13 protein-coding genes and 1 riboswitch are annotated in these 14818 nt (G+C 65.8%); of the genes, 6 read left to right on the top strand and 7 right to left on the bottom strand.

The features are described 5' to 3' along the window. Positions 1–91: 91 nt before the first annotated feature. Positions 92–1189, bottom strand: coding sequence for an NAD(P)/FAD-dependent oxidoreductase (locus BMZ43_RS13570; protein ID WP_143075259.1), 1098 nt, complete (start codon positions 1187–1189; stop codon positions 92–94). Between the two features lie 65 nt (positions 1190–1254). Between BMZ43_RS13570 and BMZ43_RS13565 the strand changes: the two genes are divergently transcribed. Together BMZ43_RS13565 and BMZ43_RS13560 are read left to right on the top strand one after the other, a co-directional pair. Next, positions 1255–2163, top strand: a complete 909-nt coding sequence (locus tag BMZ43_RS13565) for a TIGR01777 family oxidoreductase (protein WP_064309296.1) — start codon at positions 1255–1257, stop codon at positions 2161–2163. After that, entirely contained in the window at positions 2160–3215 is a 1056-nt protein-coding gene (locus tag BMZ43_RS13560) for a ferrochelatase (protein ID WP_093254277.1), read from the top strand. The genes BMZ43_RS13565 and BMZ43_RS13560 overlap by 4 nt, the downstream gene beginning before the upstream one ends. A 19-nt stretch (positions 3216–3234) precedes the next feature. On the opposite strand, the gene BMZ43_RS13555 is transcribed toward BMZ43_RS13560, so the two are convergent. After that, the gene (locus tag BMZ43_RS13555; protein ID WP_017641073.1) at positions 3235–4500 is read right to left on the bottom strand and encodes a uracil-xanthine permease family protein; all 1266 of its coding nucleotides are present in this window, start codon (positions 4498–4500) and stop codon (positions 3235–3237) included. 2 nt (positions 4501–4502) lie between these two features. Continuing rightward, positions 4503–5141: a uracil phosphoribosyltransferase gene (upp, locus tag BMZ43_RS13550; RefSeq protein ID WP_017641072.1), complete on the bottom strand. Its 639-nt coding sequence runs from the start codon at positions 5139–5141 to the stop codon at positions 4503–4505. A 256-nt stretch (positions 5142–5397) separates the two neighbouring features. Between upp and BMZ43_RS13545 the strand changes: the two genes are divergently transcribed. The 3 genes from BMZ43_RS13545 (at position 5398) to BMZ43_RS13535 (ending at position 6823) form a co-directional block, all read left to right on the top strand. Beyond that, positions 5398–5952: a hypoxanthine-guanine phosphoribosyltransferase gene (locus BMZ43_RS13545; protein ID WP_017641071.1), complete on the top strand. Its 555-nt coding sequence runs from the start codon at positions 5398–5400 to the stop codon at positions 5950–5952. Next, positions 5949–6419 (top strand): WbuC family cupin fold metalloprotein, encoded by a 471-nt coding sequence (locus BMZ43_RS13540; RefSeq protein WP_093254275.1) that lies wholly within the window; start codon positions 5949–5951, stop codon positions 6417–6419. Before BMZ43_RS13545 ends, BMZ43_RS13540 begins: the two co-directional genes overlap by 4 nt. Before the next feature lie 116 nt (positions 6420–6535). Then, on the top strand, positions 6536–6823 hold the full coding sequence (locus BMZ43_RS13535; protein WP_017641069.1) for a PA4642 family protein: 288 nt from the start codon (positions 6536–6538) through the stop codon (positions 6821–6823). 78 nt (positions 6824–6901) lie between these two features. Here BMZ43_RS13535 and BMZ43_RS13530 read toward each other — a convergent pair whose 3' ends face one another. The 3 genes from BMZ43_RS13530 to ahcY all read right to left on the bottom strand — a co-directional run bounded on the left by BMZ43_RS13530 (position 6902) and on the right by ahcY (position 11259). Next, entirely contained in the window at positions 6902–8779 is a 1878-nt protein-coding gene (locus BMZ43_RS13530; RefSeq protein WP_017641068.1) for an RNA helicase RhlE2, read from the bottom strand. Positions 8780–8963: 184 nt separating this feature from the next. Then, positions 8964–9800, bottom strand: a complete 837-nt coding sequence (gene metF / locus BMZ43_RS13525; protein WP_017641067.1) for a methylenetetrahydrofolate reductase [NAD(P)H] — start codon at positions 9798–9800, stop codon at positions 8964–8966. Between the two features lie 52 nt (positions 9801–9852). Then, positions 9853–11259: an adenosylhomocysteinase gene (gene ahcY, locus BMZ43_RS13520; protein WP_017641066.1), complete on the bottom strand. Its 1407-nt coding sequence runs from the start codon at positions 11257–11259 to the stop codon at positions 9853–9855. Positions 11260–11281: 22 nt separating this feature from the next. After that, a riboswitch (S-adenosyl-L-homocysteine riboswitch) is annotated at positions 11282–11423 on the bottom strand. A 151-nt stretch (positions 11424–11574) separates the two neighbouring features. On the opposite strand from ahcY, the gene BMZ43_RS13515 reads away from it, so the two are divergent. Further along, a complete protein-coding gene (locus BMZ43_RS13515) occupies positions 11575–11970 on the top strand; it encodes an acyl-CoA thioesterase (protein ID WP_017641065.1) in 396 nt (131 codons plus the stop codon). Here BMZ43_RS13515 and BMZ43_RS13510 read toward each other — a convergent pair. Next, on the bottom strand, positions 11954–14728 hold the full coding sequence (locus BMZ43_RS13510; protein WP_068384992.1) for a hybrid sensor histidine kinase/response regulator: 2775 nt from the start codon (positions 14726–14728) through the stop codon (positions 11954–11956). The genes BMZ43_RS13515 and BMZ43_RS13510 overlap by 17 nt on opposite strands. Positions 14729–14818: the final 90 nt, after the last annotated feature.

Below are 14818 nucleotides of genomic sequence, written 5' to 3'. Positions count from 1 at the left end.
ATTTCTATTTTGTACAAGTTTGGTGAAACTTTCGACAGGGGGCTTCGGCAAAAGATTCGCCTCAGGTTACAGACGGTATGCGCTTCGTCGCTTAGTCCAGACTACCCAGGAGCTGCTGCGCGGCCTCATGACCACTCAACCAGGCACCTTCCACGCGTCCGCTGGAGCACCAGTCGCCACAGACGAAGACGCCCATGTCGGGATCGGCCAGGGCGCCCCATTGGTGGGGTTGCGCGGGTCGCGCATAGAGCCAGCGATGGGCCAGGGTAAAGCTCGGCGCCGGCAGCGGGCAACCGATCAACTCGGCGAAGGCGCCATGCAGGCGTTCGATCACCTCTTCCTTGGAGGCGTCGAGATGCGCCTTGCTCCAGGCGCTGGTGGCGTGCAGTACCCAGGTGTCCAGGGTGGTGTCGCGTTCGGGCTTGCAGCGATTGCGCGCCAGCCAGTCCAGTTCGCTGTCCTGCACGAAGCAGCCTTCCACCGGGGTTTGCAGGGGCGTGGCGAAGGCCAGGGCCACCGACCAGGTCGGCTCCATGCTGACGCCGGCCACGGTGGCCGCCAGCTTGGGCACGCTGGAGAGCAGCGCCGTGGCCTGAGGCGCCGGCATGGCGATGACGACTTGGGCGAAAGGCCCGTGGGTCTCGCCGCTGGCGTCCAGCAGGTGCCAGTGCTGGGCCCCGCGAAAGACCTCGGTGATACGGCAGTCGAAGGTGACCGGCAGGTCGCCCAACAGATGGCGGGTGATGGCGCTCATGCGCGGTACCCCGACCCAGCGTGGCTGCTCGTCCTGGGACGGACTCAGGCGCCCGTCGCGATACTGGTAGAGCACCGGATTCCATTCGGCCGCGCAACCGGCCCGCCGCCATTCGTTGAGGGCGTCGATGAAGCGGCGATCGCGAGCGGTGAAATACTGGGCGCCCAGGTCCAGGGCCCCGGCTTCACTTCTCTTGCTGGCCATGCGGCCGCCGCTGCCGCGGCTCTTGTCGAAGATCTGGACCTGCTGCCCGGCGCGAATCAGCGTCTGGGCTGCGGCAAGTCCGGCTATTCCTGCGCCAACGATGGCGATGGGGGCAGTCATGATGGACCTCGCTTGTCTGACGATTCGCCCTTGTCGAACGTTTGCGCGTGCAAGGGCTCTACGGCTACGACTGGCAACCGTTCTGGATCTTTCGACCCACGACCATACCAAACAATCCTCTTCCCTTCGTTCAGATGCATCCGGGCGGCAGGGCAATACGAGAAGGAAGTGACGACATGCATATCCTGCTGACAGGTGGCACCGGATTGATCGGCCGCGCGCTGTGCCGCCAATGGGCGGCCGCCGGGCACCAACTCACCGTGCTCAGCCGCGACCCGGCACGGGTGGCGCGTGAGTGCGGACCCGGCGTGCGCGGCATCGCTCAATTGGAGGCGCTGGGCGACGAGCACCTGGATGCGGTGGTCAATCTGGCCGGCGCGCCCATCGCCGACAAGCCCTGGACCCGCAGTCGCAAGGCCGAGCTCTGGCAAAGCCGCATCGGCACCACCGAGCGGCTGATCGAATGGCTGCGTGGGCGCAGCCAGAAGCCCGCGGTGCTGCTGTCGGGCTCGGCCACCGGCTTCTATGGCGACAGCGGCGAGAAGCCGGTGAGCGAAGCGGACAGCCTGGCCGGCGCCGACTTCGCTGGCGAGCTGTGCCTGGCCTGGGAGCAGATCGCCAACGAGGCCGAGCAACTGGGTATCCGCGTGGTCAACCTGCGCACCGGTCTGGTGCTGGCCGCCGACGATGGCTTCCTGTTGCGCCTGTTGCCGCCGTTCCGCTTCGGCCTGGGCGCGCGCCTGGGTAACGGACGCCAATGGATGCCCTGGATTCATTTACAGGATCAAATCGGGGCCATCGATTTTCTTCTCAACCGCAGCGACGCCCAGGGTCCTTATAATCTCTGTGCCCCCGAGCCAGTGCGCAACCGGGACTTCACCGAGGCGCTGGGACGGGCCTTGCGGCGCCCGGCGCGATTGCTGATTCCCGCCTTCGCCCTGCGCCTGATGGGAGAGCTGTCCATCCTCTTGCTGGGTGGTCAGCGCGCCCGGCCCGAGCGCCTGCTCGCTGCCGGCTATGTCTTTCGCTATCCCGAGCTGGATGCGGCTCTGGCCGATCTGCTCGCCGCCAAGGATTCACGATGACTACCAACGCTCTGCTGCTCGCCAACCTGGGTTCGCCCGATTCGCCCCACGTCCCCGACGTGAAGCGCTATCTGAACCAGTTCCTGATGGATCCCTATGTGGTCGATCTGCCCTGGCCACTGCGTCGGCTGCTGGTGTCGCTGGTGCTGATCAAGCGGCCCGCCGCCTCGGCCGAGGCCTATGAGTCGATCTGGTGGGACGATGGCTCGCCGCTGATCGTGCTCAGCCGCCGCCTGCAGGAGGCCGTGCGGCCCCTCTGGCGCCATGGTCCGGTGGAGTTGTGCATGAGATACGGCGAGCCCTCGGTGGGGTCGGTGCTCAAGCGCCTGGCCAGCCAGGGCATCCGCGAGGTGACCTATGCGCCGCTCTATCCGCAATTCGCCGACAGCACCACCACCACCGCTATCGTCGAGGCGCGGCGGGTGATCGAGGCCCATCAGCTGCCGCTGACGCTGAAGATCCTGCCGCCGTTCTACGACCGCCCGGAATACCAGGCGGCGCTGGCGGCCAGCGTCGAGCCCTATCTCGAGGAGCCCTACGATCACCTGCTGCTGTCCTTCCATGGCCTGCCCGAGCGGCACATCCGCAAGCTGGTCAAGGATCGCAGCCACGACCTGCGCGCGCCTGACAGCAGCAAGGTCACCGCCAAGGCGCTGGCCGTCTGCTACCGCAGCCAATGCCAGCGCACCGCCGAGCTGGTGGCCAAGCGCCTGGGCATTCCCGCTGGCAAGTGGTCGGTGTCCTTCCAGTCGCGGCTGGGCAAGGACAAGTGGATCGAGCCCTATACCGAGGCGCGGCTGGACGAGCTGGCCAAGGCCGGCGTGAAGCGTCTGCTGGTGATGTGCCCGGCGTTCGTCGCCGACTGCATCGAGACGCTGGAAGAGATCGGCGATCGCGGCCGCGAGCAGTTCATCGAAGCCGGTGGCCGGGAGCTGGTGCTGATTCCCTGCGTCAACGACGACCCGGCCTGGGCCCGGGCGCTGGTGGAGCTGTGCGAAGAGGTGGCGGAGCTGCCGCCGCAGCCCATTGAGCAGCCCAGGATGCCGGCGTAACGGCATCCTGAGCTGGCCGTCAGAGCAGCGGACGCTCTGGCGGTTCGGCATCCTTCTTCCAGGCGTTGTGCCCGGGCAGGACCAGGTTGAGGCCGATGGCGATCAGGCCGCAGAGGGAGATGCCCTTTAGGCCGATCTCGCCGTTGCCGAAGACGATGCCGCCGATGCCGAACACCAGGGTCACGGACACGATCACCAGGTTGCGCGCCTCGGACAGGTCCACCTGATGGCGGATCAGGATGTTCAGGCCCACCACCGCGATGGAGCCGAACAGCAGGCAGAGGATGCCGCCCATGACCGGCACCGGGATGGTCTGCAGCGCCGCGCCGAACTTGCCGACGAACGCCAGCACCATGGCGAAGCCCGCCGCCCACAGCATGACCCGCGGATTGTGGTTCTTGGTCAGCATCACCGCGCCGGTCACCTCGGCGTAGGTGGTGTTGGGCGGCCCGCCGAACAGCCCGGCGGAGGAGGTGGCCAGGCCATCGCCCAGCAGGGTGCGGTGCAGACCGGGCTGCTTGAGGTAGTTCTTGCCGGTCACTCCGCCCACCGCGATCACCCCGCCGACATGCTCGATGGCTGGCGCCAGGGCCACCGGCACCATGAACAGGATGGCGCCCCAATGGAATTCCGGCGCGACGAAGGCCGGGATCGCCAGCCAGGGCGCGGCGGCTATCCCCTCGGTATGGACGATGCCGAAGACGAACGCCAGCGCGTAGCCGACGAAGACGCCCGCCAGAATGGGCACCAGGCGGAACATGCCCTTGCCGTAGATGGCCACCAGCAGGGTGGTGACCAGCGCCGGCATGGAGATCAGCATCGCCGTGGCATAGGGCACCAGCTGGGCGCTGCCGTCACCAGCCTTGCCCATGGCCATGTTGGCCGCTACCGGCGACAGACCGAGGCCGATGGAGATGATCACCGGGGCGATCACCACCGGCGGCAGCAGGCGGTCGATGAAGCCCACGCCGCGCACCTTCACCGCCAGGCCGAGGAAGGTGTAGACGAAGCCGGCCGCCACCACCCCGCCGAGCACCGCCGGCAGACCGAATTCAGCCTTGGCGGCGATGATCGGGGCGATGAAGGCGAAGCTCGATGCCAGGAACACCGGTACCTGGCGGCCGGTGACCAGATGGAACAGCAGGGTGCCGAAGCCTGCGGTGAAGAGGGCCACATTGGGGTCCATGCCGGTGATCAGCGGCATCAGCACCAGGGCGCCAAAGGCCACGAAGAGCATCTGGGCGCCCACCACGATCTCCCGCCAGAGCGGTTCCCGCGCGGTCACGCTCAGGCGTCCTTCTGCTTGGTGCCGAAGATCTTGTCACCGGCATCGCCCAGCCCCGGCAGGATGTAGCCGTGCTCGTTGAGGCGCTCGTCGATGGAGGCGGTGTAGAGGCGAACGTCCGGATGGGCTTCCTCGACCGCGGCGATGCCTTCGGGCGCCGCCACCAGCACCAGGGCGCGAATTTCCTTGGCCCCGGCCTTCTTCAGCAGGTCGATGGTGGCGATCATGGAGCCGCCAGTGGCCAGCATGGGATCGATGATCATGGCCATCCGCTGGTCCAGTTCACCCACCAGCTTTTCCAGGTAGGTGTGGGCCTGCAGGGTGGATTCGTTGCGGGCGAGGCCGACCACGCTGACCCGGGCGCTGGGGATCAGGCTGAGCACGCCGTCGAGCATGCCGATGCCGGCGCGCAGGATGGGCACCACGGTGACCTTCTTGCCGGAGATCTTTTCCACCTTGACGGTGCCGCACCAGCCCTCGATGTCCACCTCTTCCACCGGCAGGTCCTTGGTCGCCTCGTAGGTGAGCAGGGCGCCGACTTCCTGGGCCAGTTCGCGAAAGTTCTTGGTGCTGATGTCGGCGCGCCGCATCAGGCCGAGCTTGTGACGGATGAGCGGATGGCGGATTTCGTGAACGGGCATGGGATTCTCCAGAGACGGTAGGGCAGCGGATCGAGGACGGTTTCGGTACGACCGGCGGCCCGAAGGCCTGCCGCAGGAAGGGCAGGCGCACAAAAAAACCGCGGTACATTAAAGCATCCGACTCGAGGTGGGCAGTACCCTGCGACAATAGTAGCCGCCTGGCGGCGCTTGAGATCGGTCCGCGGTGTCTGTACCTTTGCCGCCTTTTATCCGCGCCAACCATCAGGCCGGCGCCCCGTCCCCCCGGAGAAGCCCCATGTCCGCCGATCTCGCCCACATCCGCCAGGTCATGCAGGAAGCCGATTGCCTGTATGACGAAGCCCAGGTCGAAGCGGCCATCGACCGGCTCGCCGCATCCATCACCGCCGATCTCGCCGAGCGTAATCCGGTGGTCTTCTGCGTCATGAACGGCGGCTTGATCCTGACCGGCAAGCTGGCCACCCGGCTGAATTTCCCGCTGGAGATGTCCTATCTGCACGCTACCCGCTATCGCAACGAGACCACCGGCGGCGAGCTGTTCTGGAAGGCCAAGCCCGAGGTGTCCTTCATCGATCGCGACGTGCTGATCGTCGATGACATCTTCGACGAGGGCCACACCCTCAAGGCCATCATCGACTTCTGCCGCCACGCCGGCGCTCGCGAGGTCCATACCGCCGTGTTGATCGACAAGACCCACGACCGCAAGGTCAAGGGCCTGGAGGCCACCTACGTCGGCCTGCCCTGCATCGATCGCTACATCTTCGGCTACGGCATGGACTACAAGGGCTACTGGCGCAACGCACCCGGCATCTATGCCGTGAAGGGGCTGTGACCGCGCGGCTGTTCGATCAGGCGCTGTTCGCCGACCTGCTCCGGCAGGCGGCGGTCAGCCCGCGACGGCGCGCCCATCACAACCTGCACAGCATGGATGAGCCCTGCCATCGCCTGGTGGTGGGGATGTGCGAAGACAGCTACATACCGCCCCACCGCCATCTGGATCCGCGCAAGGCCGAGAGTCTGCTGGTGCTGCAGGGCCGGCTGGGGTTGCTGACCTTGGGCGAAGACGGACAGGTGCTGCTGCGCCGCGAGCTGTCCCAGCGCGCCGGTTGCCCGGGCGTCGATCTCGCCCCCGGGCACTACCATGCGCTGGTTGCCCTGGGGGGCGACTGCCTGTTCTTCGAATGCAAGGCCGGGCCCTTCGTGCCGCTGGGCGAGGGTGAACGACCGGCCTGGGCCCCGCTGGAGGGCGCACCCGACGCCGAGCGCTATCGCAGCTGGATGCGCGCTCAATTCGATTGAACTTTCGACCAGGGTCGCGGTATCACCACGGTTTGTCACTGGCGGGCAGGCGAGGGGCAGGGTTAGAATCGGTCCTCCTTTTCTCCAAAGAATCCCCCAGCACAGGTAGCCAAAGGATGCGCAAGGATAAAAAGCAGGTCATCGGTGAAGCGATCAGCGACGAGCAGATCAGGCTGTTCCTCGATGTCGAACCGGCGGACGATACCCCCGCGTCTCTGCACAAGCTGGTCAAGGCCTATCGCGGCCTGCGTCCGGACGATTTCGAGCGCTTCGTCGGCTTCTTCGTCGAGGCCGGCTACGACCTGGATGCCCGCAACGACCAGGGCGAGGACTTCATCGAACTGATCCGCAGCCATCGTCAGGCCGAGCCCTACATTGACGCCCTGCGCGCCGCCCACGCCTAAATGGCCGCATAAAAAAACCCCGCCATGGCGGGGTTTTTTTTGCCTGGTGAACGGGCCGCCTGAGCGGCCCGTCGGCCATCAGGCGTCGCGGTTGCGGGTCAGCAGCGCGGGCTTCTCGCTGCGCGGCCGGCTTGGCATCTCTTCCAGCTGCTCCAGGGTCGGCAGGCGATCGGCACGCGACGGCTTGTGCACGATCTTCGGCTGCGGCTTGTTCGACGCCCGCTCTTCCGTGGCATAGGCGCGTGGCTCGCTGGGCGCGGCTTCATAGGGCCGGGCGGCACGGGGCTGGCCGTTCTGACCACGACGCTTGCCGGGCTGCTGCTGTTGCTGGCTGCGCGGACCGCGGGCAGCGCCCTGGCCCTGACCCTGACGGGGCTGACCCTGGCCGCCGGTCGTGGCGGCGCGCGGCGCGTTGCCGCCGTTGCCACTGCGCGGACCCTTGCGGCCCTTGCCCTGGTAGGGGCTCACGTAGTCGACGCTGTTGCCGAAGTTGTCGTAGGCGTCATCCAGAAATTCTTCCGGATCACGATTGCGCGGCTGCTGCACAACGGCCTGGCCGGGTTGCGCATTGGCCTGACCGGCGTCATCGCGATCGCGGCGGTCGCGACGATTGCGGGAACGACCCTTACGCTCGCCCTGGGGCTGGGCGCCGGACTGCTCGCTACCGGCGGCCTTGCCCTGGTTCTGGCCCTGATTCTGGCCTTTGCCTTCGCTGCGCGCCGGCTTGTCGGCCTTCTTCTGACGATTCTGCTGCGGCTTGCCACGGGGTTCGCGCGGGGCGCGCACTTCCGGCTGCTCGGGCGGCACGGACTGCGGATCGAAGCCCTGCATGTCGCCATCCGGAATGCTCTGCTTGGTCAGGCGCTCGATGGCCTTGAGCAGCTTCTCTTCGTCCGGCGCCACCAGCGAGATGGCTTCGCCACTGCGACCGGCCCGGCCGGTACGGCCGATGCGGTGCACATAGTCTTCCTCGACATTGGGCAGCTCGAAGTTGACCACGTGGGGCAACTGGTCGATGTCCAGGCCGCGGGCGGCGATGTCGGTGGCGACGAGGACGCGAACCTCGTTGCTCTTGAAGTCGGCCAGGGCCTTGGTGCGGGCATTCTGGCTCTTGTTGCCATGGATCGGCGCGGCCGGCAGGCCATGCTTGTTCAGGTATTCGGCGAGACGGTTGGCGCCGTGCTTGGTGCGGGTGAACACCAGCACCTGTTCCCAGGCACCCAGGGTGATCAGGTGGGCGAGCAGGGCGCGCTTCTGGTTGGCCGGAATGCGGAACAGCCGCTGTTCGATGCGCTCGACGGTGGTGTTCGGCGGGGTGACCTCGATCCGCTCGGGATCCTGCAGCAACTTGCCGGCGAGGTCGGTGATGTCCTTGGAGAAGGTGGCCGAGAACAGCAGATTCTGGCGCTGCGCCGGCAGGCGGGCCAGGACCTTCTTCACGTCATGGATGAAGCCCATGTCGAGCATGCGGTCGGCTTCGTCCAGCACCAACACCTCGACGGCGGACAGATCGACGCTCTGCTGACCGGCGAGGTCCAGCAGCCGACCCGGGCAGGCGACGAGGACATCGACACCCTTGGCCAGGGCGGTGACCTGCGGCTTGAGGCCGACGCCACCGAAGACGCAGGCGCTGCGCATGGGCAGGTCGCGGGCATAGACCTTGAAGCTGTCGTGCACCTGAGCCGCCAGTTCGCGGGTCGGCGTCAGTACCAGCACGCGGGGCTGCTTGGCCACATAGTGGTGACCATCGGGATGACCGTTGGGGAACAGGCGCTCGAGCACCGGCAGCGCGAAGCCGCCGGTCTTGCCGGTGCCGGTCTGGGCAGCCACCATCAGATCGCGACCCTGCAGGACGGCCGGAATGGCGCGTTGCTGAACAGGCGTGGGATTCGTGTAGCCAGCGTCTTCCACGGCGCGGGCAAGGGCCTCGGAGAGACCGAGGGAAATGAAGGACATGCGGGGTTCCTGTCTCTGTCGGCGTCCCGCCGACGTGGGGGCGCGGTTGCGCTGCCGGTTGACGTCCGAAAGGTTTCGGACGTCTCGCCCACCCTCATCATCCTGCGCTGGATGAAGAGTCGGGCGATGACCGGTAGCGGTAATCACGATTGGGCGAAGTCGCCGCCAGTTCGCCTGGCCGACTTCAAAAACCGAGGTTTCGCCAGATGGCGATACACGGCTCCGCTTGGTTCAGGGTGTAGAAGTGCACACCAGGTGCCCCGCCTTCGAGCAGTCGCTCGCAGAGGGCGGTCATGACTTCTTCGCCAAAGGCCTGGATGCTCTGGGTATCGTCACCGTAGGCTTCCAGTTGCTTCCGCAGCCAGCGTGGCAGTTCAGCGCCACAGGCATCGGAGAAGCGTGCCAACTTGCTGTAGTTGGTGATCGGCATGATGCCAGGGATCACCGGGGCTTCGACTCCCAGTTTGCGGACACGTTCCACAAAATGGAAGTAGCAGTCGGCGTTGAAGAAGTACTGGGTGACCGCGCGGTCAGCACCGGCCTCCATCTTGTACACGAAATTGCGCACGTCGTCCGTAAAGCTGCGCGCCTGCGGATGGGTTTCCGGATAGGCGGCGACTTCGATATGGAAGTGATCGCCGGTCTCCTCGCGGATGAAGGCGACCAGATCGCTGGCATAGCGCAATTCGCCACCGCCAGACAGGCCCATGCCGGACGGCAGGTCGCCGCGCAGGGCGACGATGCGGTTGATGCCGGCTTCCTGGTACTGCTGCAGCAACTCGCGCAGCTTGGCCTTGCTGTCGCCGACGCAGGACAGGTGCGGCGCGGTCGGTACCCCGACCTCGTCGTTGAGCTGGCGCACGGTGCGATAGGTGCCGTCGCGGGTGGAACCGCCGGCGCCGTAGGTGCAGGAAAAGAACTCCGGCCCGTGGCCAGCCAGCTGCCGCGCCGTGGCGATCAGCTTCTCGTGGCCCGCTTCGGTCTTGCAGGGAAAGAATTCGAAACTCAGACTGGGTTTCACGGCGTCTCTCTCGTGAGCAGCCTCCCGCTCCGGGGAGCGGGAGGCTTGGCCATCAGTAACGGTAGCTGTCGGGCTTGAAGGGGCCTTCCTGGGTCACGCCGATGTACTTGGCCTGAGCCTCGGTCAGGCGGGTCACCACGCCACCGAAGCCCTTGACCATTTCCAGCGCCACCTCTTCGTCGAGCTTCTTGGGCAGGACCATGACGGTGACGTTGGCGGTCTTCTCGGCGACCGGCAGGTCGGCGAACTTCTCCTGGTACAGGTGGATCTGCGCCAGCACCTGGTTGGCGAAGGAACCGTCCATGATGCGGCTGGGATGGCCGGTGGCATTGCCCAGGTTCACCAGACGGCCTTCGGCCAGCAGGATCAGGTAGTCGTCGTTGGTCGGATCGACGGTCAGGCCGGTGCGGTGGATCTTGTGCACCTGCGGCTTCACCTCTTCCCAGCCCCAGTGCTGGCGCATGAAGGCGGTGTCGATCTCGTTGTCGAAGTGACCGATGTTGCACACCAGGGCACGCTTCTTCAGTGCCTTGAGCATGTTGGCGTCACAGACGTTGACGTTGCCGGTAGTGGTGACGATCAGGTCGATCTTGCCCAGCAGGGCGCGATCCACGGAGGCTTCGGTGCCGTCGTTCAGGCCGTCGACATAGGGCGAGACCAACTCGTAGCCGTCCATGCAGGCCTGCATGGCGCAGATCGGGTCGACTTCCGAGACCTTGACGATCATGCCTTCCTGGCGCAACGAGGCAGCCGAACCCTTGCCCACGTCGCCGTAGCCGATCACCAGCGCCTGCTTGCCGGAAAGCAGGTGGTCGGTGGCACGCTTGATGGCGTCGTTGAGGCTGTGGCGGCAGCCGTACTTGTTGTCGTTCTTGCTCTTGGTGACCGAGTCGTTGACGTTGATCGCCGGGACCTTGAGGGAGCCGTCCTTGAGCATGTCCAGCAGGCGGTGCACGCCGGTGGTGGTCTCTTCGGTGATGCCGTGCACGCGTTCCAGCACCTGGGGGTACTTGTCGTGCAGGATCTGGGTCAGGTCACCGCCGTCGTCCAGCACCATGTTGGCGTCCCAGGGCTGGCCATCCTTGAGGATGGTCTGCTCGATGCACCACTCGTATTCGGCTTCGGTCTCGCCCTTCCAAGCGAACACCGGGATGCCGGCGGCGGCGATGGCGGCGGCGGCCTGGTCCTGGGTGGAGAAGATGTTGCAGCTGGACCAGCGCACTTCGGCGCCCAGGGCCACCAGGGTCTCGATGAGCACGGCGGTCTGGATGGTCATGTGGATGCAGCCGAGGATCTTGGCGCCGGCCAGGGGTTGTTCACCGGCGTACTTGCGCCGCAGACCCATCAGGGCGGGCATTTCCGATTCGGCGATGATGACTTCGCGACGACCCCAGTCAGCCAGGGAGATGTCGGCGACCTTGAAATCGTTGAAAGCGGCAGGCGTGAGGACAGCGCTCATTGAAGAGTCTCCATTCGTTAGGTGCGAATGGGCGCCGTTGATGCGTTCTGATAACGCTCCGCTCGAGCCTGACAACGTCTGGCGTCATGCCCGCCGAGGGTCCGCGCCAGCGGCGGGTCGGCTAGGATGGGATAACGCAGCGTGCTGCAGCGCCCCTCGAACGGAAGGCGGAGCGGCCTGGTGGCCGCGATGCGCGGGCAGTATAACGAGGATCGCGATAAACCCAAAGGGTGGCGCTCTGCCTCAGGTCCGGCGGAATCTACCGCGCGCACCCCGATCTGATGCTCAAACCCCCCGGAAATTCAAGGAGCCCTGATGAACTTCCATACCCGCAAGTGGGTGAAACCCGAAGACCTCAACGCCAATGGCACCCTGTTCGGCGGCAGCCTGCTCAAGTGGATCGACGAGGAGGCGGCGATCTACGCCATCGTGCAGCTGGAAAATCCCAAGGTGGTGACCAAGTACATCTCGGAGATCAATTTCATCAGCGCCTCGCGTCAGGGCGACATCATCGAACTGGGCATCACCGCCACCGAGTTCGGTCGTACCTCGATCACCCTGAGATGCGAGGTGCGCAACAAGATCACCCGCAAGAGCATCCTCACCATCGACAAGATCGTCTTCGTCAACCTGGACGAGGAAGGCAATCCGGTGCCCCACGGCAAGACCCGGATCACCTACGTCGAGGACAGGTTCAAGGACTCGCCCTGAGCCCCCCACGGGTCACGTCCAGTCGGCGCCGCTCGGCCCAGTAGAGCAGCAGCTCGCGCAGCTGGGAGAGTTCGATCGGTTTGCCCATGTGGCCGTCCATGCCGGCCTCCTGGGCGCGATCCTTGTGCTCGGCGAGGATATGGGCGGTCAGGGCCACCACCGGGGTGCGCGAGCGGTGATTCTGCTGTTCCCAGGCGCGTAGCCGGCGGGTGGCGCCGAAGCCGTCCAGCAAGGGCATCTCGCAGTCCATCAGGATGAGGTCGTAGGTGTTCTGCTGGAGCTTCTCGAAGGCCTCCAGGCCGTTGCTCACGGTGTCAGGTTCGACCCCGAGTTTCTTGAGCATGCCGCGGATCACCTTGACCGAGATGCTGTTGTCTTCGGCCACCAGCACGCGGAAGTCGCTGGGAATGCCGCTGGGCTGTTCCTGGGGCTCGGGTTCGCTGGCCCGCTGGCCACGGCGCGACAGCTCGTCGGCCAGGGTGGCCCTGAGGGTATAGCCGGCCACCGGCTTGGCCAGCACCCGCTTGATGCCGGCGTTGCGGGCGATGACCTTGCTCGGCGCATTGCTCAGGCCGGTGAGCATGATCAGCAGCAGGTCGTGGTTGAGATTCTCGTCTTCGTTGATGCGCGCGGCGAGCTGCATGCCGGTCATGCCCGGCATCTGCTGATCGAGCAGCACCACGTCGAAGTATTCCCGCAGGTGCGACTGGGTGCGCAGCAGGGCCAGGGCCTCGCGCCCGGAGGCGGCGGTGACCGCCTGCATGCCCCAGGCGCTGCACTGCTGCTGCAGGACCTTGCGGCACAGTTCGTTGTCATCGACCACCAGCACCCGCACGTCCTGCAGCGGATAGTCGCTGTCGCCGCGCGACAGCACCAGGGCCTGGGCCGGGATGGGCAGGCTGATCCAGAAGCTCGACCCCCCCTCGGCGTTGTTCTGGATGCCGAAGTCGCCCTGCATCAACAGCACCAGCTGGCGAGCGATGATCAGGCCGAAATCCAGGCTGTCGGTATCGCCGGTGAGGAAGTCGCGGCTGTTGAGGTGGGTGGACAGCAGCTGGCGACTCAGCGCCGCGTCCAGCGGGGTGCCGCTGTCCTGCACCGAGATGCGCAGGCGCGGCGCCTGGCCGGTGGCCTCTTCCAGGGAGATCACCAGCAGGATCTCGCCTTCTTCGGTGCGCTGGAAGGCGTTTTCTAGCAGGTTGAGCAGGATCTGGCGCAGGCGGGTGGGATCGCCGATGAAGCGCCGGGGTACCTGGGGCTGGATGAAGCTGAGCAATTCGACGCGGTGTTCCTCGGCGCGGGGCCGGAAGATGTCCAGGCAGTCGTCGAGCAGGGCATTGAGGTCGAAGGTGACCTCTTCCAGTTCGATCTGGCCGCTTTCCAGGCGGGTGATGTCGATGATCTCGTTGATCAGATTGAGCAGCTCGGCGCCGGCGCTGTGAATGGTCTGCACATAGTCGCGCTGCTTGGCCGACAGAGCGGTGCCCTGCAGCAATTCGGTCATGCCCAGCACGCCGTTCATGGGGGTGCGGATCTCGTGGCTGATGCGCGAGAGGAATTCGGCCTTGCCCTTGAGCTCCGCATGGTTGGCCACGCGATCACGGGTACGGGTGAAGTGCTCTTCGCGCAGGTAGCGGCGGCGCTCCTCCAGGGCCAGGGTGAGCAGGATGCCGCTGAACATGCAGCTGGCGATCAGGCCGCGGCCCATCCACACCGGGGGGTTGGCATAGCCGGCCAGAATCGGCAGCGCGATCAGCCCGGCCAGGGCCAACAGGGCACAGCTCACCACCAGCAGGCGGGCATAGCGGGCGCCCTGGTGCCAGCGCTCCACGGCGATGCCCAGGCAGGCGAGCAGGGCCAGGCCGTTGACGGCCATCAACCAGTCGCCGACGTAGATATCGCCGGCGGCGATGCGACCCACCGCGGCCAGGCCGACCACGGCCAGCAAGACTCTGACCAGCTGACGCATCCAGGGTGGCAGGCGCCGCCAGCCAAAGAAGGCGCCGATCAGATTCAGCCCGGCGGCGCTGCAGGCCAGCACCGACAGATCGGTCAGCAAGGGCGCCTGGCCCTTGAAGCTGCCGAGCAGGAACTTGCTCAAGCCGAACAGGTTCAGCGCCACGCCCACCAGCATCACCAGCAGCAGGGTCAGGGCACTGGTAGCACGACTGCGGTGATAGAGCAGCTGGACGCCGTTATACAGCGCCAGCATCGCCAGGCAACCCAGCAGTACGCCGAACATCACCAGGCGGTGAGTGACCTCGGCTTCGGCACTGCTGCTCAGGGTCAGGGCGATCCGCAGCGGCTGGGGCGATTCGAACCTCAGGAAGAGGTCGAGCGGTTCATCGCTGTGCGGAATCGGAAAGACGAAGTCGCGACTGACCTGCTGCGGATTGAGCAGCGGTCGCGACAGGCCATCGCGGATCTCGCTGAGCAGTTGGTCGTCGCGGTAGGCGAAGAAGTCGAGATAGCCCACATTGGGCGAAATGATGCGCAGCAGACGCTGTTGCGTATCGGGCTGGATACGGGTGTGCAGCCAGAGCGCGCCGGTGCCGGCGGGGCGGTGGGCCTTGGCGGCGGTCAGCGGCTTGAAGGCGGACAGGCGGTCGCGGACGTCGTCGAGCGAGAATTCGCCGGTGACGTCCTCATACTGCGCCCAGCCCGCATCCGGCGTGTTCTCGGCCTGTACGGAGTTGGCCACCAGCAGCAACAGCAGCCAGCTGATCACAAAGCCTATGGCGATCCAGAGCCGGTGCACGAGAGTTCCCTTCGCGAATGCGGACGTCGAGTATAGATCAGCTAGTCACGTCTGTTGACGTAACAGTGTAACAGGCTGATCCCTTGGGCG

This window comes from Pseudomonas sp. Snoq117.2, from assembly GCF_900110545.1.
Classification (GTDB): Bacteria; Pseudomonadota; Gammaproteobacteria; order Pseudomonadales; family Pseudomonadaceae; genus Chryseomonas; species Chryseomonas benzopyrenica.
Note: the sequence above shows the minus strand (reverse complement) of the source record. Positions and strands in the feature narration are given on the sequence as shown.

Bases quoted from the DNA above. Each gene is read 5' to 3' on its own strand.
- BMZ43_RS13565 (WP_064309296.1), top strand. From the start codon at position 1,255: ATGCATATCCTGCTGACAGGTGGCACCGGATTGATCGGCCGCGCGCTG.
- BMZ43_RS13560 (WP_093254277.1), top strand. From the start codon at position 2,160: ATGACTACCAACGCTCTGCTGCTCGCCAACCTGGGTTCGCCCGATTCG.
- upp (WP_017641072.1), bottom strand. From the start codon at position 5,141: ATGCCCGTTCACGAAATCCGCCATCCGCTCATCCGTCACAAGCTCGGC.
- BMZ43_RS13545 (WP_017641071.1), top strand. From the start codon at position 5,398: ATGTCCGCCGATCTCGCCCACATCCGCCAGGTCATGCAGGAAGCCGAT.
- BMZ43_RS13535 (WP_017641069.1), top strand. From the start codon at position 6,536: ATGCGCAAGGATAAAAAGCAGGTCATCGGTGAAGCGATCAGCGACGAG.
- BMZ43_RS13530 (WP_017641068.1), bottom strand. From the start codon at position 8,779: ATGTCCTTCATTTCCCTCGGTCTCTCCGAGGCCCTTGCCCGCGCCGTG.
- ahcY (WP_017641066.1), bottom strand. From the start codon at position 11,259: ATGAGCGCTGTCCTCACGCCTGCCGCTTTCAACGATTTCAAGGTCGCC.
- BMZ43_RS13515 (WP_017641065.1), top strand. From the start codon at position 11,575: ATGAACTTCCATACCCGCAAGTGGGTGAAACCCGAAGACCTCAACGCC.